The sequence below is a fragment of the Promicromonospora xylanilytica genome, from assembly GCF_054782895.1.
The window spans coordinates 43232-62055 of sequence record NZ_BAAGRP010000003.1 but is presented as its reverse complement, the minus strand read 5'-3'; the positions used below and the strand labels follow the sequence as shown (position 1 = coordinate 62055).

General features: G+C 70.6%; 16 protein-coding genes. 4 read left to right on the top strand and 12 right to left on the bottom strand.

All coding sequences use genetic code 11. From position 1 onward, the window contains the following. Positions 1-147: 147 nt before the first annotated feature. Positions 148-915, top strand: coding sequence for a hypothetical protein (locus tag ACYVK7_RS03855; protein WP_460886364.1), 768 nt, complete (start codon positions 148-150; stop codon positions 913-915). Positions 916-1010: 95 nt separating this feature from the next. On the opposite strand, the gene ACYVK7_RS03850 is transcribed toward ACYVK7_RS03855, so the two are convergent. The 5 genes from ACYVK7_RS03850 to dnaK form a co-directional block, all read right to left on the bottom strand. Then, on the bottom strand, positions 1011-1319 hold the full coding sequence (locus ACYVK7_RS03850) for a DUF1540 domain-containing protein (protein WP_460886363.1): 309 nt from the start codon (positions 1317-1319) through the stop codon (positions 1011-1013). Positions 1320-1482: 163 nt separating this feature from the next. After that, the gene (locus ACYVK7_RS03845) at positions 1483-1935 is read right to left on the bottom strand and encodes a heat shock protein transcriptional repressor HspR (RefSeq protein WP_460886362.1); all 453 of its coding nucleotides are present in this window, start codon (positions 1933-1935) and stop codon (positions 1483-1485) included. A gap of 89 nt (positions 1936-2024) precedes the next feature. After that, positions 2025-3038, bottom strand: coding sequence for a DnaJ C-terminal domain-containing protein (locus ACYVK7_RS03840; protein WP_460886361.1), 1014 nt, complete (start codon positions 3036-3038; stop codon positions 2025-2027). Between the two features lie 76 nt (positions 3039-3114). Then, complete coding sequence (gene grpE, locus ACYVK7_RS03835; protein WP_460886360.1) at positions 3115-3897, bottom strand: nucleotide exchange factor GrpE; 783 nt, start codon at positions 3895-3897, stop codon at positions 3115-3117. After that, positions 3894-5759, bottom strand: coding sequence for a molecular chaperone DnaK (gene dnaK / locus ACYVK7_RS03830; protein WP_460886359.1), 1866 nt, complete (start codon positions 5757-5759; stop codon positions 3894-3896). The genes grpE and dnaK overlap by 4 nt, the downstream gene beginning before the upstream one ends. A 194-nt stretch (positions 5760-5953) precedes the next feature. Between dnaK and ACYVK7_RS03825 the strand changes: the two genes are divergently transcribed. Together ACYVK7_RS03825 and ACYVK7_RS03820 are read left to right on the top strand one after the other, a co-directional pair. Beyond that, a complete protein-coding gene (locus tag ACYVK7_RS03825; RefSeq protein ID WP_460886358.1) occupies positions 5954-6496 on the top strand; it encodes a GNAT family N-acetyltransferase in 543 nt (180 codons plus the stop codon). Positions 6497-6660: 164 nt separating this feature from the next. Then, the gene (locus ACYVK7_RS03820) at positions 6661-6933 is read left to right on the top strand and encodes a hypothetical protein (RefSeq protein ID WP_253870913.1); all 273 of its coding nucleotides are present in this window, start codon (positions 6661-6663) and stop codon (positions 6931-6933) included. Between the two features lie 19 nt (positions 6934-6952). Here ACYVK7_RS03820 and ACYVK7_RS03815 read toward each other — a convergent pair whose 3' ends face one another. The 7 genes from ACYVK7_RS03815 to ACYVK7_RS03785 form a co-directional block, all read right to left on the bottom strand. After that, a complete protein-coding gene (locus ACYVK7_RS03815; protein ID WP_460886357.1) occupies positions 6953-8089 on the bottom strand; it encodes a dipeptidase in 1137 nt (378 codons plus the stop codon). A gap of 67 nt (positions 8090-8156) precedes the next feature. Continuing rightward, a complete protein-coding gene (locus ACYVK7_RS03810; protein ID WP_460886356.1) occupies positions 8157-11198 on the bottom strand; it encodes a S8 family serine peptidase in 3042 nt (1013 codons plus the stop codon). A gap of 130 nt (positions 11199-11328) precedes the next feature. Further along, the gene (locus tag ACYVK7_RS03805; RefSeq protein ID WP_460886355.1) at positions 11329-11694 is read right to left on the bottom strand and encodes an RNA-binding S4 domain-containing protein; all 366 of its coding nucleotides are present in this window, start codon (positions 11692-11694) and stop codon (positions 11329-11331) included. A gap of 97 nt (positions 11695-11791) precedes the next feature. After that, entirely contained in the window at positions 11792-14224 is a 2433-nt protein-coding gene (locus tag ACYVK7_RS03800) for a beta-xylosidase/alpha-l-arabinosidase (protein WP_460886354.1), read from the bottom strand. An 88-nt stretch (positions 14225-14312) separates the two neighbouring features. Continuing rightward, complete coding sequence (locus ACYVK7_RS03795; RefSeq protein WP_460886563.1) at positions 14313-15173, bottom strand: carbohydrate ABC transporter permease; 861 nt, start codon at positions 15171-15173, stop codon at positions 14313-14315. A 23-nt stretch (positions 15174-15196) separates the two neighbouring features. Continuing rightward, positions 15197-16174: a carbohydrate ABC transporter permease gene (locus tag ACYVK7_RS03790; protein ID WP_460886353.1), complete on the bottom strand. Its 978-nt coding sequence runs from the start codon at positions 16172-16174 to the stop codon at positions 15197-15199. A 4-nt stretch (positions 16175-16178) separates the two neighbouring features. After that, positions 16179-17495 (bottom strand): ABC transporter substrate-binding protein, encoded by a 1317-nt coding sequence (locus ACYVK7_RS03785; protein WP_460886352.1) that lies wholly within the window; start codon positions 17493-17495, stop codon positions 16179-16181. 234 nt (positions 17496-17729) lie between these two features. On the opposite strand from ACYVK7_RS03785, the gene ACYVK7_RS03780 reads away from it, so the two are divergent. Then, the gene (locus ACYVK7_RS03780; protein ID WP_460886351.1) at positions 17730-18788 is read left to right on the top strand and encodes a LacI family DNA-binding transcriptional regulator; all 1059 of its coding nucleotides are present in this window, start codon (positions 17730-17732) and stop codon (positions 18786-18788) included. The last annotated feature ends 36 nt before the right edge of the window (positions 18789-18824 follow it).

Here is an 18824-nt window from a genome sequence, read left to right as displayed (position 1 = left end):
ACTCTCGGCTGTGTCCTGCCAAAGACTATAGAGCCACACCGGCGTTTTAGGGGTGGAAAAAACATTTCCCCCATCGGATTGGGGTGAAGTGCGGTACACCACCGCCGAAGGTGCGTCATGATGTATCACCGTGAGGGTCCCTTCATCATGAGCGAGTCACAGCAGGAGGCGCGGGTGCGTGTACATGACCTGCGTGAGCGGTGGCGCGCAACCAGTCTTGCGTCGGTCTGGATCCGGCCGAACGACTGGGAGCATCCTGCCGCGGAAGCGCTGGCCGAGGCACTGGCCGAGGGCCGCGGCGTGATCGCGCCCGCGGAACGTCTTGGCGCGGCGCGGGCGGACGTGGGCGCGGGCATCACCGAGGCCCTCGACGATGTCGCCTGCCTCTACGCGGCGTTCGGTCGGCCCACCGACGTCGGCGCACTGCGCGCCGCGGCCATCGGCTGGGTCGGCGCGCGCGAGCGCGTGCCGTACCAGGTGGCCACGCACGACCCGTCGACCGGTCTACCGACGGGCGAGTACCTGGGCGAGCGGCTGCGCGAGACCTACGGCACGGCGCAACGCTCGGGCACCACAGCGGGCGCCTCCCACTGCCTGCTCGTGCTCGACGTCGGCCTCGACAGCCTGGACACGTGGCAGCGGCTCGCGCGCTCCGCCGCCATCGGCCGCACGCTGCACCAGGTCTTCGGCGAGGGCCACCCGATGGCCGCCGTCGACGACGGCACCTTCGTGGTGCTGTGCGAGCGCGGCCCGACGACCGCGGAGCTGGGTCAGTCGCTGCGCCGCGTCGTGGAGCGCAACGCCGAGGTGCTCGGTCTCACCACGGAGGTACGCCGGCCGACCAGGGTCTGGGTGGAGCGCCTGCCCGGGACGCACGACGACGCCTTGCTGCTGCTGGACCACCTGGCTCGCTGAGGTCCTCGAACCCCCTGAGCCCCCGCACGACCAGGCACCCACAGCGGAGCGCCCGCTCATCGCCGAGCGGGCGCTCCGACTGCGTACGGGTCAGGTCAGCGTTCCTCAAAGGTGAGGCAGTCCGCGTGCCCTGGGTCCTCCGGGCCGGCGCCCACCCGGATCGAGGGGGCGCTGCACTCCAGGTTGTCGTTGTGCGTGCACTCGCCGCGCTGGCAGGCGCCGACGTGCGCGATGACCTTCTCGAGACCGCCCTTGGTGCTCAGCGGGATGAACGTGGCGCAGGAGGCGTCGCCCCTGTGCCCCGCGATGGTGACGGCTCCTGCGTGGCAGCCGTGGTCGTGGTTGTAGCCGCAGCCGTCGATCGAGCACTCGGCGACCTCCGGCATCTCCATCAGCGTGCTCATGGTTGGCTCCTCGCGTGGTGCGGTGGACATCTCCAACAGGAAGATCCTATTCCGGAAATGCAGAACGCGTAGAGCAAGGAATGCCTTACCTATACCCGCGCCAATCCTCCCCATTAAAGAAAGAATTGCGTTGCCGAAATTCCGGTCGCGCGAGGGCGGGTGCTCAGCTCTCGCGGCGCGGTGCCGGCCGCCAGAGGACGACCGCACCGCCGCCCACACCTCGGTGCTCGAGGTCGACGCGCATGGCGGCGCTACGGACCCGCTGGCCGCGCTGCACCACCACGACATCGCCGGCGTCCGGGCCCGCCGCGAACACACGGCCCTCCTCCTGGACCCGCATCAGCAGGTCACCGAGGCGTTCCTCGAGCACGGAGACGTGCGCCTCCAGGTCGAGGATGCGCTTGATCCCGGCGAGGTTGATGCCCTCGACCTGCGCGAGCCGCTGCACCTGCAGCAGGCGCGCCACGTCCCGGCGGGAGTACCGGCGGCCGCGGCCACGGGTGCGGCGCGGTACCACCAGGCCGAGCCGGTCGTACTGCCGCAGGGTCTGGGGATGCATTCCCGCGAGAGCGGCCGCCTTGGAGACGGTAAGCACGGGTGCGTCGTCGTCAACCATGTGCTCCTCCCCATGTCTCGTTCGCTTGTGCGTGCGGGCAGGCTAACCGACCTCGGCGCGGTGGGACATATGCCCCACCGCGCCGATGGTCATTCCGCCGCCCGCTCGGCCAGCCCTGCGCGCACGTCCTCGCCGTCGCTCTCCGCGGCAAACGACTCGAGCGCCTGCCTGGCCTTCTTGCTGAGCTTCTGCGGCACGACCACCTGAACGCTCACGAGCAGGTCGCCGTTCGCCGTCGCCGTCTGCACGCCCCGCCCCTTGACGCGGAGGGCCCGGCCCGAGGGGGTCCCCGCCGGCACCTTCAGCCGCACGGTCGCGCCGTCGAGCGTCGGCACCTTCAGCGTGGTGCCGAGCGCGGCCTCCGCGAACGTGACGGGCACCGTCATCCGCAGGTCAAGACCGTCCAGCGTCCAGACCGGATGCGGCGTCACGTGCACCGTGACCACCAGGTCGCCCGCGGGGCCACCACCGACGCCCGGCTTGCCCTTGCCACGGAGGCGGAGCTTCTTGCCGTCGTTGATACCCGCGGGGATCCGGGCCGTGATGGTCCGGCCGTTGACCTCCAGCTCAGCGGTCGTGCCCTCGACGGCCGCACGGAACGGCAGGGTGACCTGCGCGACGATGTCGGCGCCCTGGGTCGGCGCGGTGAACCCCGTGGGGCCGGCCGAGCCGTAGCCCGAGCGGTTCGCGCCGAACATCGAGCCGAGGATGTCCTCGAAGCCGGGACCCGCGTTGCCACCCTGGGAGTACCGCACGCGGGGACCGCCCCGCCCTGCGGGGCCCTGGCCGCCACCGAACATGGCGCCCATGATGTCCTCGAAGCCACCCGCCCCGGCGCCCCCCGGACCGGCGGAGAAGCGTGCACCGCCCGCCATGGCACGCACGGCGTCGTACTGACGGCGCTGCTCCGGGTCGGACAGCACGGCGTAGGCCTCGCCGATCTCCTTGAACCTGGACTCCGCGGAGGCGTTGCCCTGGTTCTGATCGGGGTGGTACTGGCGCGCCAGCTTGCGATAGGCCCTCTTGATGGCCGCGTCGTCGGCGTCCTTGGACACGCCCAGCACGGCGTAGAAGTCCTTCTCCATCCAGTCCTGACCGGTCATGGCACCTCCTTCCGCGTCGATACCGGTGGCCGAGCCCGCCGAGACTCCCGCCTCGACAGGCTCGACCACCGAGAGATCACTCCGGTCCGACGACGCCCACTCGTGCCGCCCGGACCACCTTGTCGCCGATCTTGTAGCCCGGCTCCACCACGAGGTTCACGGTGGCCGCCGTCGCGTCAGCGTCGGTCGAGTGCATGAGCGCCTCGTGCACCGTGGGGTCGAACTCCTCGCCCACCGTGCCGTAGCGCTCGATGCCGAACTTCTGCAGGCTCTGGTCGAGCTTCTCCGCGATCGCCGCCATGGGACCGCTCAGCTCGCCGTGCTGCTTGGCGCGCTCGATGTCGTCGAGCACGGGCATCAGTGCGACCAGCACGTCCTGCACGCCCCGGTCCCGCGCCGCGTCCTGGTCACGCAGCGCCCGGTTGCGGTAGTTCGTGAAGCTGGCTCGCTCACGCTGCAGCGCGTCCAGGTGCTCGGCGGCCTCGGCCTTCGCCTTGAGGACCTCCGAGGCCTCCGCGGCGTCGCCGGACGGCTCGAAGTCGAGCCCCTCCAGCGGGTCGCCGGAGGAAGGCTGCTCGCCCTCGGCGGCCTCGTCCGTCGCCGCGGCCTCGTCCGTCGCCGCGGCCTCGTCCGTCGCCGCGGCCTCGTCCGTCGCCGCGGCCTCGTCCGTCGCCGCGGCCTCGTCCGTCGCCGCGGCCTCGTCCGTCGCCGCGGCCTCGTCCGTCGCCGCGGGCTCGGACGGCTTCGCCGGCCGGCTCTGCTCGCCGGAGTTGTTCACCTTGCGCTTGTCCGTGAACTGGAAGGGGTGCTCCTCCGAGCCCTCGGGCTCGGGAGGTCCCTGCGGGTTCTCTTCGGTCACTTGCGCTCGTCCTCATCGTCCACGATCTCGGCGTCGACGACGTCCTCCTCCGGGGCGGACTGTGCGTTCGCCGTCTGCGGGCCACCCTCCGCGCCCTGCGCGGCGGGCTGCTCGGCGGAGTACAGGGCCTCGCCGATCTTCTGCGAGGAGGCGCCGAGCTTCTCGTACGAGGTCTTCACGGCCTCCGAGTCCTCGCCCTCGAGCGCGGACTTGACCGCGGCGATGTCCGCCTCGACCTCGGTGACGACCTCGGCCGGGAGCTTGTCGCGGTTGTCCGTGATCTGCTTCTCCATGGAGTACGCGAAGGTCTCGGCCTGGTTGCGGGTGTCCGCGTCCTCGCGACGCTTCTTGTCCTCCTCGGCGTGCAGCTCGGCGTCCTTGACCATGCGGTCGATGTCCTCCTTGGGGAGGGCCGAGCCGCCGGTGATCTTCATCGACTGCTCCATGCCCGTGCCACGGTCCTTGGCGGACACGTGCACGATGCCGTTCGCGTCGATGTCGAACGTGACCTCGATCTGCGGCACGCCGCGCGGGGCCGGCGCGATACCGGTGAGCTCGAAGACGCCCAGCGGCTTGTTGTCGCGGGTGAACTCGCGCTCGCCCTGGAACACCTGGATCGCCACGGACGGCTGGTTGTCGTCAGCCGTGGAGAAGACCTCGCTGCGCTTGGTCGGGATGGCCGTGTTGCGCTCGATGAGCTTGGTCATCACGCCACCCTTGGTCTCGATACCGAGGGACAGCGGGGTGACGTCGATCAGCAGGACGTCCTTGCGGTCGCCGGAGATGACGCCGGCCTGCAGGGCGGCGCCGACGGCGACGACCTCGTCCGGGTTCACGCCCTTGTTCGGCTCGCGGCCACCCGTGAGCTCCTTGATGACCTCGGTCACGGCGGGCATGCGGGTGGAGCCACCCACGAGCACGACGTGGTCGATGTCGGAGACCGAGATGCCGGCGTCACGGATGACCGCGTGGAACGGCGCCTTGGTGCGGTCGATGAGGTCCTGCGTCATCTGCTGGAACTGAGCGCGCGTGAGCTTCTCGTCCAGGTGGATGGGGCCGTTCTCGCTCATCGAGAGGTACTGCATCGAGATGTTGGTGCTCGTCGCGGACGAGAGCTCCTTCTTGGCCTGCTCCGCGGCCTCGCGCAGACGCTGCAGCGCGATCTTGTCCTTGGACAGGTCGACGCCGGAGGAGTTCTTCACCTGCTTGATGAGGTGCTCCACGACGCGGAAGTCCCAGTCGTCGCCGCCGAGCCGGTTGTCACCGGACGTGGCGCGCACCTGGATGGTCGAGAAGTCGTCCTCGTCCTTGCCCACCTCGAGCAGGGAGACGTCGAACGTGCCGCCACCGAGGTCGAAGACCAGGATGAGCTCGTCCTCCTTGCCCTTGTCCAGACCGTAGGCGAGGGCAGCGGCGGTGGGCTCGTTGACGATGCGCTTGACGTCGAGGCCGGCGATCTGGCCGGCGTCCTTCGTCGCCTGGCGCTCGGCGTCGTTGAAGTACGCGGGGACCGTGATCACGGCCTCCGTGACGGGCTCGCCGAGGTACTCCTCCGCGTCGCGCTTGAGCTTGCCGAGGATGCGGGCGGAGATCTCCTGCGGGGTGTACTTCTTGTCGTCGATGTCCTGGGACCAGTCGGTACCCATGTGACGCTTGACCGACGAGATGGTGCGGTCCACGTTGGTGACCGCCTGGCGCTTGGCGACCTCACCCACGAGGACCTCGCCCGTCTTGGAGAACGCGACCACCGACGGGGTGGTCCGCGAGCCCTCCGCGTTGGCGATCACGGTGGGCTCGCCACCTTCGAGGACCGACACCACCGAGTTCGTGGTGCCGAGGTCGATTCCTACTGCGCGTGCCATATTGCTGCCTTCCTACGACAGATTGAGTCTTCTGCACTCAACTTAAGCGGGAGCTCACGGAGAAGCAAGCCCGCACCGCCAAAGTTGAGCCCACTTCACTCAACATTCACCGTGGCCGGAAAGTTCCGGCGCGCGGCGGATACCCGGTCAGGTCGTCGGCCGCGCCTGGCCGGGACCGGATTATCGTGTTCGCCATGCCCTTAGAGATCGCCCTGACCGACGACGTCACGCTGCGCGAGCTGACCAAGGACGACGCCGTGGCGCTCGCACACGGCTACGCCCGCAACCGCGAGCACCTCGCCCCGTGGGACCCTGCCCGGCCCGAGGAGTTCTACACCGAGGAGTGGCACAAGGAGCGGCTCTGGGCGCAGGTCCTGGAGAACTCCACGGGTCGCGCGCTGCACACGGTGCTGGAGGCCGACGGGGAGATCGTGGGCAGGCTGAACCTCACCGACATCGTGCGCGGCGCGTTCGACAACGGGCACGTCGGCTACTGGCTCGACGCCCGGTTCACCGGCCAGGGCCTGATGACCCGCGCCATCGAGGCGCTCGTCGCCCACGCGCGGGACGAGCTGGGCCTGCACCGGCTGCAGGCCGCGACGCTCCCGCACAACGAGGCGTCGCAGGCCGTGCTGGCCAGGGCCGGGTTCGAGCGGATCGGCTTCGCGCCCAGCTATCTGAAGATCGGCGGGCAGTGGCAGGACCACGTCCTGTTCCAGCTGATCCTGCACGACTGAGGACGTTTTTCGCCCACGTCAACAGGCGCGACGCCCGGACCTGCGGTACACAAGGGTGCACGACCGAGGCCACAGGGGGTGGGGCGTCGGACGAGTACCCCGCGGGCCCGGCCCGCGGGTGCCTGATGCCCGGGAACCCCGGGCCCCGACGGGGGGAGACCACCATGGCAAGCATCCACGGAAGCTCGTTGTCCATTGCGCTCCTGACAGCTCTGCTCGATCCCGAGGAAGACGGTCTCAGATCACCTCACGTCCAGGACCTGCTGCAGGAGGCGCTCGAGACGCGGGAGGACGCGCGCGACGTGATCGTCGCGCTGCTCGCCTCGTCCGGCTCGATGCTGCGGCAGATCAGCTACCACAACGAGCAGGAGCCGCTCGAGTCCCTGCAGAAGGTGGCACTGGGCTTCCAGCGCAAGGTGGTCCAGCTCCCCGGCTGAGCCGGCGTCCGGGGCTGAGTCAGCGTCCGGTCGGCGCGGCCGCGCGCTCGGCCTCCCGGAGCACGCGCAGCATGTTTCCGCTGGCCAGCTTGCCGAGGTCGGCGTCGGACCAGCCGTTGTCCGCGAGCGCCGCGAGCAGCGCCGGGTATCCCGTCACGTCCTCGAGCCCCTCGGGCAGGCTGGGCGTGCCGTCGTAGTCGCCGCCCAGGCCGACGTGGTCGACGCCGGCGACCTCGCGGACGTGCTCGACGTGGGCGACGACGTCGGACAGCGTGGTGCGCGGCTGGGGGTGCCCGGCCCGCCACTGCCGCATGAAGGGCTCGAACGCGCCGATGTCGGTGTTCTTGATCCCCTCGGCGGCGGCTGCCTCGGCGCCTTCTGCCCGCCAGGCGGCGACGGCGGGCGACACGAACTGCGGCACGAACGTCACCATGCAGACGCCGCCGTTGGTCGCGAGGGCGCCCAGGACGTCGTCGGGCACGTTGCGCGGGACGTCGCAGACGGCACGAGCGCTCGAGTGGCTGAACATGACCGGGGACGAGGTGACGCGCAGCGCGTGGCGCATGGTGCCCGCCGACGTGTGCGAGAGGTCGACGAGCATGCCGAGGCGGTTCATCTCGCGCACGACGTCCTCGCCGAACGGGGAGAGGCCGCCCAGCACCTCGTCGTCGGTGGCGGAGTCGGCCCACGGCACGTTGTCGTTGTGCGTGAGCGTCATGTAGCGCACCCCGAGCGCGTACAGCATGCGCAGCACGGCGAGGGACTCGTCGATGGAGTGGCCGCCCTCGGCGCCCATGAGGGAGGCGATCCGCCCGTCGCGCCATGCCTGCTCGACGTCGTCGGCGGTCAGGGCGAGCCGGAGCGTGTCCGGGTACTTCTGGACCATGCGGTGCACGCAGTCGATCTGCTCGAGCGTCGCGGTCACGGCGGCACCGCCCTGGAGCTGGGCGGGCACGTAGACGGACCAGAACTGGGCGCCGACTCCCCCGTCGCGCAGGCGCGGCAGGTCGGTGTGGGTGGTGGTGAGCCGCTGGGCGATGTCGAGCGCGGAGAGGTCGTAGGACGACTGCTCACGGAGCGCCCACGGGAGGTCGTTGTGGCCGTCCCAGACGGGGTGCTTCTCGAGGAGTGCGGTGAGGCGGGCTGCGGTCGTCATGCGGGCGACGCTATCGCGCCGCCGCGCCGGCCACTGGTGGTGAGCCGGAGCGACGGCGGACGGTGCGTCAGCCGACGCGGTACCAGTAGCAACCGCTGGTCTCGAAGCCCTTGGCCGTCGACGGCATGGTGATCGTCGTGGCCTCGTCGACGATGCGGTGGCCGGCGAGGTGGGAGCGGTCCGCCAGACCGGTGAACGCCTTGATGAAGCCGTAGTAGCAGGTCCCACCGGCTGTGGCCGGACCGGGCGTCATGTAGGTGCCGCGCTCCAGCTGGTCGCCCAGCACGTACACACCGTTCTTCGGCGTGTTCATCCGCCGCTTGGTCATGCCCGCATAGTGCTTGACCCAGGTACCGCAGTCCTGCGACCGGAACGAGCCGTCGGTGCCCAGCACCGTGACGACGCGCTGCCCGGACCCGTAGTCCCCGCCCAGTACCCGGTCCGCGCCGTTCAGCCGCTCCCAGACGCAGTCCCGCGACCCGCCCTGAGCCGTGTACGTCGCCGCAGGCACGCTGTCAGACCCGACGAAGAACCACGCGTCGGCGGGGATCGTGGTGCTCGGCCGGTAGACCGGCACGGCGGCGCTGCCCGAGTCGGTGGTCGCACGGCCGGCCTTGCGGCCGGTCACCACCACGGTGAGCTTCTTGCCCAGATGCTGCCCGGCGATCCGGTAGCTCGTGCCGGTCGCGCCGGAGATCGGCACGCCGTTCGAATACCACTGATAGGTGAGGTAGGCCCCGGGACGCCATGTCCCCGTGCTGACGCGGACGGTGGACCCGACGCGACTGGTGCCCACGATCCGCGGTTTCGGCACGGCGGAGAACCTGGTGCCGATGGTCCGGCCCGTCGAGGTGGCCGTCTTCGTCGTGAATCCGGCCCGCTTCCGGGTCACCGACACGGAGATGCTGCGGCCCTTCCACGTCGAGGGGATCACGAAGGAGGACTTGGTCGCCTTGCGGAGCGGCCAGCCGTCCACCCGCCACTGGTAGGAGGTGGTCGTGGCCGACGGCGACGAGGGCGGTGCGGACACCCTGAGCGTGGCACCTGGTGCGGGCTGACCGACGACGCGAGGCCGCCCCTGCGCGAACACCCCGAAGCCGACCGCCTTGGCGGCGCTGGTCCTGCTCGCGCCGACGTATCCGGCGCGTGTACCGGTGACCGTCACGGTGAGCTGCTTGCCCCGGTCGGACCACCGCGGCACGAAGGTGAACCCGGTGGCGCCGGAGATCGCGGCCCCGTTCACCTTCCACTGGTACTTGAACCGCGTGCCCGACGTCCACGAGCCGGACAGCGCGCGCAGCGTGCTGCCCACCCGCACGGCCCCGTTGATACCCGGGTTGGTGGCCTTGATGGCGCCCGGTGCCACCACCGCCGTCGGTTCACTGGTCGCCGTTGCGGGAAGACGGCCGGCGGCCGACCCGACGACCGTCACCGTGATCCGAGTTCCGGCATCCCTGCCCTGCGGGACGTACGTGGCGCCGTCAGCGCCGGAGATCATGTCGCCGTCACGTCGCCACTGGTAGGTGAACCTGGCAGCCGGCTCCCAGGCCGGCGCTTCGACGGTCAGTGTCGCCCCGACCTTCGGCGTGCCCTGGATCTCGGGCGCCGGCGTGCTGGAGAACGCCTGCTCCTGCGTGAGCTCATAGGCGGCGCGCACGTCGAGCTTGCCCTCGCCCCACACGTTGTTGTCGTCGGCGGTGCCGCCACAGGAGGTGTTGCCCACGTCCCGCGCCGACTCGTCCAGGATCGCGCGGGTAGCGGAGACGTCGCCCACGAGTGCCGGAACCGCGTCCCACAGGAGCGCGACGGCGCCCGCGACGTGCGGTGCGGCCATGGACGTGCCGGACCACACCTCGTACGCACCACCCGGTACCGCGGAGCGTACGGCCACACCGGGTGCGGCGATGTCGGGCTTCACGGTGCCGCTCTGGCCGGGACCGCGCGAGGAGAAGGCGGCGATGGCGCCCGCGGAGTTGAACGCGCCGACCGAATAGGACGCCTGCCTCGAGCCCGGGCTACCCGACGACTCGCAGCCCCAGGAGCCGTCGTTCCCGTTGGACCACGAGGCGAAGATGCCGGCCGCCTCCCACGCGGCGATGACGTCCTCCATGAACGGGTCGCTCGTCCGGGACATGCCCCAGGAGTTGTTCACGACGTGCGGGCGCATGGCCGGGTCGGGATTGGCGCCGGTCCACTGCGTCGGCGCCAGGAGCCACTGGCCGGAGGCGACGAGCGCGGCGTCCGAGCAGTCGTACGCGCAGCCGTTCGTCGCGATCCACTGCGCGCCGGGGGCTACACCGATGTTCGTCGAGCCGTCGTCGGTGCCCACCATCGTGCCCATGGTGTGGGTGCCGTGCCCGTCGTCGTCGTACGGCGAGTCGGAGCCCGTACCCGCGGCGTCGAACCAGTTGTAGCTGCTTCCGGTGGTCGCGCCGCGATACTGCGCGCGCAGCGCCGGGTGGCCTCGGTCGACGCCGCTGTCGAGGCCTGCGACCACGATGCCGTCTCCGGTGAAGCCGAGGTCCCACATCTCGTCGGCACGGATCGCGTCGATGCCGTAGGTCGAGCTCGCCGCCGCGAGCGGTGCCACGGCGTCGGTGGTCTCGGGCTCCTCGAGCACGTGCCGCGACGTCGGACGGACCTCCATGACGTCAGCGTCGGCCGCGAGCTCGACCGCCTGGTCGAGGGAGCCGTCCTCGACGAGGATCGCGTTGGTCGCCCAGTAGGAGGTGTACTCGGTGCCTGATCTCTCCAGCTCCGCGATCACCTGCTCCTGCGCGGCCTCTGCCGCAGCGGTCAGCGTCCGGTACACGTGCTCGCCCCGCTCGTCCCAGCTGGTGATCGCCTCTGCGGCGCCCAGGTCGACGTCGTCGTCGAACCGCAGCCAGAAGTCGGTGGCACCCCGGGCCTGAAAGGCCCTGGTGGCGGCCGGGGTGATCTTGTCCGCCGGGTCCACCGCGCCGGGTGCGCCGAGCGCTGTGCCGCTGCCCGGATGAGCATCGGGGGTGGGGACGGGCTCAGGAGCTGCTTGCGCGGGGCCGGGTACTGCCAGGAACGTCAGGACGATGGCCGAGGCCAGGACCCCGGGACGACGGTTTCGACGATGCATCGATACTCCAGGCTGGGGCGCCCGGCTGATCGAGGCGCGCTGAACCTGCACGGGGCAGGGATATGCCGCGAAAGTAGCGTTTGCCGCCGGGTCAGACCGTCAAAACACCGATAACTCACCCGGGTGAATCTCAGGAACCGCTGCCTCGTCCCCGCAGCCTGTCGATCTCGCGCCGCTCCCGCTTGGTCGGCCGCCCGGTGCCCCGGTCGCGCAGACCGACGGCCTCCCGTTCGACGCGGGCGGGCAGCGCCGGGCTGTGGTCCAGGTACGCCTTGGCCGCGATCGGGGCGCCCACCCGCTTGGGCAGCAGCTCCACGACCTCGATGTCCCGGTCCCTGAGCGGGTCGCGCCACGTCACGCGGTCGCCCGCGGCGACGGATGCCGAGGCCTTGGCGACCTTGCCGTTGATCCGGACCCTGCCGCTGCGGCACAGGTCGGCGGCGACCGACCGGCTCTTGGTCAGTCGCACCGCCCACAGCCAGACGTCGATGCGCATCGGCCCATCCTCCCACCGCACCGGCCCGTCGAGTGCTGGGTGTCCGCGCCGTAGCGGCCACGAGGCCCGCAGATGCCCAGCACTCGACGATCGGGGGTCAGGCAGTCGTCGTCACGGCCACCCAGCGGGTGTCCGCCGTCGTCACCTCGTGGACGTCGCCCGTGATCGTGACCACCTTGCGGGCTGCCGGGGCGGCGTCGTCGACCTGGTCCGGGGCGTCGTTCGGCTCGTTCAGGTCAGCGATGCCCTCCGCCACGACCCTGACAACGCTGTCGGCGGCGTGCGCGCCGGCCCACACCTCGACGTCTCCCGGCTCGACGACACGCACCATCCTGCGGTCGGTGAACGCGAGGCGAGTGGTCGGCACGGCGAACGTGACCGTCACGGACTCCCCCGGCTCCAGCGTGACCCGGTGGTACCCGAGGAGCTGCGCCGTGGGCCGCGCGACCGACCCGTGCACGTCGTGCCCGTACAGCTGCACGACGTCGGACCCCGCCACCTCGCCGGTGTTCGTCACCGTCACGACGGCGCTGAACGTGCCGCCCGCCTCGACGGCCGGGTCGACGGACACCAGCTCGCGCGCGAACGTCGTGTACGACAGGCCGAACCCGAAGGCACGCAGCGGGGTCGAGTCGGTCGCCGTCACCTCGGAGGCACCGCCGAGGATCGGGTGCAGGTACGAGTACGGCTGCGATCCCGTGGAACGCGGGAGCGACACGGGCAGCCGCCCGGAGGGGTTCACCCGGCCGGAGATAACGCCGGCGAGCGCTGTGCCGCCCTCCTCGCCGGGGAAGAACGACTGGAGCACGGCGCCGGGCCGCCTGGCCGCCCCGTCGCCCGAGGGGTCGAGCGCCCAGCCCACCGCGTAGGGGCGGCCGGTGATCAGCACCATGACGACGGGCTTGCCCGCCGCGAGCACCGCCTCGACGAGCTCGCGCTGGACCCCGGGCAGCTCCAGCGACTCGCTGTCGTTGCCCTCGCCCACCGTGCCCCGGCCGAACAGCCCGGCCTGGTCACCGACGACGACCACGGCGACGTCGGCGGCCTCCGCGGCGGCGACGGCCTCGGGGAACCCGGAGGTGTCGTCGCCCTCGACGGCGCATCCCTGCGCGAACGTGAGCTCGGGAGCAGGCAGGCCCGCGCGGTCGAACTCCGTGGCCAGCGCGTCGGCGACGGACGGGATGTCGAAGCCGGTCGGGACGCCCGGGAAGTGCGCCAGTACGTGGTTCGGGAACGAGTAGCAGCCCATCAGCGCCTCGGGACGGGCGGCGTTGGGCCCGATCACCGCCACGCGGGCCGGCTTGTCGTGCCACGCACCGAGCGGCAGCACCCCGTCGTTCGCCAGCAGCACCACCGACTCCTCGGCGAGTCGCCTGGCGATCTCACGGTGCTCGGGCGAGTCCAGGTCGACCACGGCGGGCGGCGCGTCCTCGTACACGTCCGGCTCCAGGAGACCGAGCTCCTCCTTCTGCTCGAGCGCGCGCAGCACCGACCGGTCCACGAGCTCGATCGGGACCGTCCCGTCCATGACGAGGGCGGCGAGCGGCTCGAGGTACGCGTCGCCCGACGGCAGCTCGATGTCCACGCCGGCCTCGAGCGCCGCGGCGGCGGCGGCGCCCCGGTCCGCCGCGATGGCGTGCATGACGTTGAGGAACGCGACACCGAAGTAGTCGGCGACCACGACGCCGTCGAATCCCCACTTCTCGCGGAGCAGGTCCGTGAGGTACTCGCCCGACGAGTGCATGGGCACGCCGTCGACGTCGTTGTACGACGCCATGACGCTGCGCACCCCGCCGTCGAGCACCGCCATCTCGAACGGCGGGAGGTAGACGTCGGCGATCTCGCGCGGGCCCGCGCTCACCGGGGCGTGGTTGCGCCCGGCCTTGGACCCGGAGTAGGCGACGAAGTGCTTGAGCGTCGCATGCACACCGGCGCCCTGGATCCCGCGGACGTAGGCGGTGCCGACCGTCCCGACGAGGTACGGGTCCTCTCCGATGCACTCGTCGACGCGTCCCCAGCGGGGGTCGCGGACGACGTCGAGCACGGGTGCGAGCCCCTGGTGCACGCCCAGCTCGCGCATGGACTCACCGATGACCCTGCCCATGTCGGCCACCAGGTCCGGGTCGAACGACGCACCCCACGCGAGCGGCGTCGGGAAGGTCGCCGCCTGCCAGGCCGCCAGACCCGTCAGGCACTCCTCGTGCACCAGGGCGGGGATGCCGAGGCGCGTCTCGCGCTTCAGCCTCCGCTGCTCGCCCCAGAGCCACGCGGCCCGCTCGACCGGGTCCACCGGCCGCGTCCCGTACACGCGGGTGTAGTGCCCCAGCCCGTTCTTCGTGATCTCCGGGAGCGACGAGGCCTGGCCACCGGCCATCTCGCCCTGCATGGGCGCCACGACGTTGCCGCCCTGGTCCAGCCAGTACCCGACCAGCTGTGCCAGCTTCTCTTCGAGAGTCATCTGTGCGTGCAGCGCGCGCACGCGCTCCGACACCTCGGGCGTCGTCCGAGTTGCCACCGGCAGCTCCGTCATTGAAATCCTTTCTCGACCTGCTTGTCAGCCCTGCTTGAAACGTGACCCGCCCCGCGGCGGTACCCCTGCGCGGCGGACCGCGCGCTGCTCAGCCCTTGACGGCTCCCGTCAGCCCGCCGACGATGCGCTTCTGCATGGCGAGGAAGAACACCAGGGCGGGGATCATGGCGAGGGTCGTGAAGGCGAACACGCCCGCCGTGTCGGCAGAGTGCTCCGACGAGAAGTCGGCGACGCCGAGCGGCAGCGTCCGCATCTCCGACTGCAGCAGGAGCAGCGGCAGCAGGTAGGCGTTCCACGACCCGACGAAGGCCAGCACGCCGACCGTCACCAGGCCCGGGGCGGAGAGCGGGAGCAGGATGCGCCAGAAGAAGCCGATCCGGGACGTGCCGTCGAGCTGCGCCGCCTCCTCGAGCTCCTTCGGGAGCGCGGCGAGGAACGGGCGCAGGATCACGACGGTCACGGGCAGGGCGAACGCCGCCTGCGGCAGCGCCACGCCGATCCACGTGTTCCCCAGCTGCAGGTTCTGCGTGATGAGGATGAACAGCGGGACGATCGCCACGGTGGCGGGGAAGAGCAGGCCCACCACGAAGACCATGAACAGCCCCTCGCGGCCCTTGAACTCGTACCGCGCCAGCGGATAGGCGGCCATCACCCCGAACACGACGGTGATCGTCGTGGTCAGCACGGCGACGACGGTCGAGCTGAGGGCGTACTGCCAGAAGCTGGCACCCGTCAGCACACCGACGTAGTTGTCGAGCACCCATGGGGCCGGCAGGCCCGACGGGTCCTCCGCGATCTGCGCGTTGGTGCGAAAACCACCCAGCACGCCGTAGAGCACCGGCCCGAGGGTGAGCGCCACCACCACGAGGGAGATCGCGTAGACGAGCGGGCTGCCGCCCCCGAAGGAGCGGCCCTTCCGGGTCCGGCCGCGGGTACTGGGGGCGCGCATCAGGACGTGCGCGTTCGAAGCGCTCACCGGATCACCTTTTTCGTCTTCTTCTTTCGCGTCACGACGTCGGGCTGCGTATCCCGGCTCAGGACGAACTGCTGGTAGAGGACGGCCATGATGAGCGCGATGACGAACAGGACCACGGAGGCGGCCCCCGCGATACCGAAGTTCTGGCTCTGGGTGCCCTGGTTGATGAGGTAGGTCGCCATCGTGGTCGTGGAGTTGGCGGGGCCGCCACCGGTCAGGATCCACACCATGTCGAAGAGCTGGAGCGAGCCGATCATCGACAGGAACGCCCAGGTGCGCATGGTCGGGCCGAGCAGCGGGACCGTGATCCTGCGCTGCACCTGCCACCACGTGGCGCCGTCGAGCTGGGCCGCCTCGTACAGCTCGTCCGGCACGCTCTGCAGGCCCGCGAGGAACAGGATCACGGCCAGCCCGAGGTATTTCCAGGTGAGGACCACGAGCACGGTCCACAGCGCGAGGTCGGGGTCACCGAGCCAGCCCTGCTCCGGGGCCTCCAGCCCGATCGAGCCGAGCAGGTTGTCGATCACGCCGTACTGCGGCTGCAGCAGCTGGAACCAGACCACACCAGCGATGACCTCGGCCAGCACGTACGGCACGAAGATGATGGTGCGCAGGAGACCCTGGCCCCACATCTTGCGGTTGAGCAGCAACGCGATGGCCAGGCCGAGCGGCAGCTGCAGCAGGATCGACCCGCCGGCGATGATCAGGTTGTGGACGACCGCGTCGACGAAGACGTCGTCGTTCAGCACGGTCAGGTAGTTCCGCATCCCGACGAAGTCGGTCAGCGGGCCGAACCCCTTCCAACGGAACACCGAGAGCTGGACCGCCGTGACGATGGGCCAGATCACGAAGAGTGCGAACAGCGCCAGGGCGGGCGTGACGAAGAACGCGATCTCGAGTCGCTTGCGCCACGCCGAGCCCACCCTTGCACGGCTGACCCTGTCACGCCCGACCCTGGCTGCTGTTGCGGTCACCGGCTCACTGCTCCGCTTCTGCTGCGGTCTGGATGGCGTCGACGACGTCCTGCGGGCCGGACTCGCCGGCGAACATCAGGGCGATCTCGTCGTTCATGGCACCGCCGACGGACTGGCCGAGGCGGGTGTCCAGGTAGAGCTGGGTCACGCCACCGCCGTCACGCACCGGGATGAGCTGCGCGAGGGTCTCGTTCGTGAGCGAGCCGGTCGCCTCGGGGTTGGTCGGCAGGCCCATGTCGCGCTCGGCGAAGCCCTGCTGAACCTCGTCGGTGAGGAGGTAGTTGGCGAACTCGACCGCCACGTCGGGCGCCGCGGACGAGACCGACCACGCGTCGCCGCCGCCCATCTGGTCGACAGGGTCGCCGCCCTGGCCCTCGAAGGTCGGGAACGCGAACCAGCCGAGGAAGTCGGGCACCTTGCCGTCCGCGGTGAGGTCGCTGGCGGTCGTGGGCTCCCAGTGGCCGGCGAGCTCCATGCCGACCTTGCCGGTAGCGAGCAGGCCGGAGGCCGACGTCGGGCCGGTCTGCGCCGGCGTGGTGAGGAAGCCGCGGTTGAACGGCTTCTGGCCGATGATGTCCTCGACGTGCTCGCCGGCCTTGATGAAGCACGGGTCGGAGTAGTCGGCGCTCTCGATGGCGGCCTCGACCGTCTCGTACGGGCACTCCCGGACCACGCCGTAGTACCAGTAGTGCGCGGCGGGCCACTTGTCGCCCGCGCCGACGGCCAGCGGGGTGGCCCCGGAGTCCTTCAGCTTGTCGACGTAGCCGTTGAACTCCTCGATGGTGGGGCTCGGCGACACCTCGGTGATGCCGGCCTCCTCGAAGATCTCCTTGTTGTACCAGAAGCCGACGAGGCCGATGGAGTAGGGCAGCGCGTAGACCTTGTCGTCCACCGTGTACTGGTCGGTGAAGTTCGAGACCGTGCTGATCGTGTCGGCGGAGTCCTCGGTGAGGTCACGCACGAGGCCTGCCTCGACCTCGGCGGCGAGCTCGCCGCCGCCGCGGCTCATGTAGACGTCCGGGATCTGGTCGTGGTCACCGGACTGGAACGCCGCCTGGAGCTTGGTCAGCATGTCCTGGTGTTCCATGGCCTGGATGTTCACCGTCGCGCCGGTCTCGGCCTCGAAGTCGGCGGCGACCTGGGCGTAGTACTCCTCGCCGTCACCACCGTTCGAGTTGTGCCACCAGGTGAACTCCTGGGCGTCGGCGTTCTCGCTCGCGCCGCCGTCGTTCTGCCCCGAACCGGATCCGATACAGCCGGACACGAGCAGCGCGACGGTGCTGCCGAGCGCGACCAGCGCCGCTCCGCGCATCTTCCTCATCATTGTGGAACCCCTTGTAAGTCGTCATCGACGGTCGGCAGGAGGCTGCCGGTTGACGGACGACAGGTCCGTCAGTCAGGAGCGTGGCAGTCGGCCCACCCTTTCGTCAATCGGTTTCGATATCGATTTCGAAACGGCCGGGCCCGCCAGACACAGCCGGTTGCCCGGGGTACTCTCACTGTCGTGCACAGTGGGACAGGCTCACCCGGGTCCACCGCCGGACCGGGTGACAGCGTGACGAGCGGTCCGGAGACCCCCGAACCTCTCGTCACCCAGGAACGTGCGACCGGCCGCGCCACCATCACCGACGTCGCCCGGGTCGCCGGCGTCTCCGTCGCCACCGTGTCCAAGGTGGTCAACGGCCGGTACGGCGTGGCGGCGGCCACCGCGGAACGGGTGCTCGGGGTCGTCGCCGACCTCGGGTACGAGTCGTCCCTCGTCGCACGCAGCCTGCGGCGGCGGCAGACCAACGTGATCGGCGTGCTCGTGGCCGAGTTCGAGCCGTTCAGCACGGAGCTGCTCAAGGGCATCTCCGCCGCGATCGACGGCACGGGCTACGAGCTGCTCGCCTACTGCGGCGACGCCGGGCGCTCGGACCACGTGGGCTGGGAACGCCGTTCCCTCTCCCGTCTCGCGGGCACCCTGATCGACGGCGTCGTGATCGTCACGCCCACGCTCGCGCTCCCTGTGCACGAGGGCGTCCCCATCGTCGCCATCGACCCGCACACCGGCCCCACCGGACCGGCGACCGTCGACTCCGACAACCTGGCCGGCGCCCGCACCGCCACCGAGCACCTCATCGGCCTCGGCCACACGCGCATCGGCTACCTGGGCGGGCGCGCCGACCTGGAGTCGGCCCGCCTGCGCGAGCTGGGCTTCGTCGAGGCGATGACCGCCGCGGGCCTCACGCCGGACCCGAGCCTGGTGCTCGAGGGCGGATACCGCCCCGACCGGTCCGACCGCCCCACGCACGACCTGCTCGAACGGCCTGACCGACCGACCGCCGTCTTCGCGGCGAACGACCTGTCGGCCATCCACGTGCTCCAGGTGGCCCAGGAGCTGGGCCTGCGCGTGCCGGAGGATCTCTCGGTCATCGGGTTCGACAACATCCCGGAAGCCGCCGCGTCGACCCCGCCTCTGACCACCATCGCCCAGTCCCTGCACGAGATGGGCGCCGAGGCCCTGCGCATGGTCATCGGGATGCTGGAGTCGGGCACCACCACCAGCGAGCACATCCGGCTACCCACCCGGCTCGTCGAACGCGCGAGCACGGCTCCGCCGCCCGCCGCGTAGCCGCAACGTCCCGGCCTGCCGAATTAAGCTCGCCCC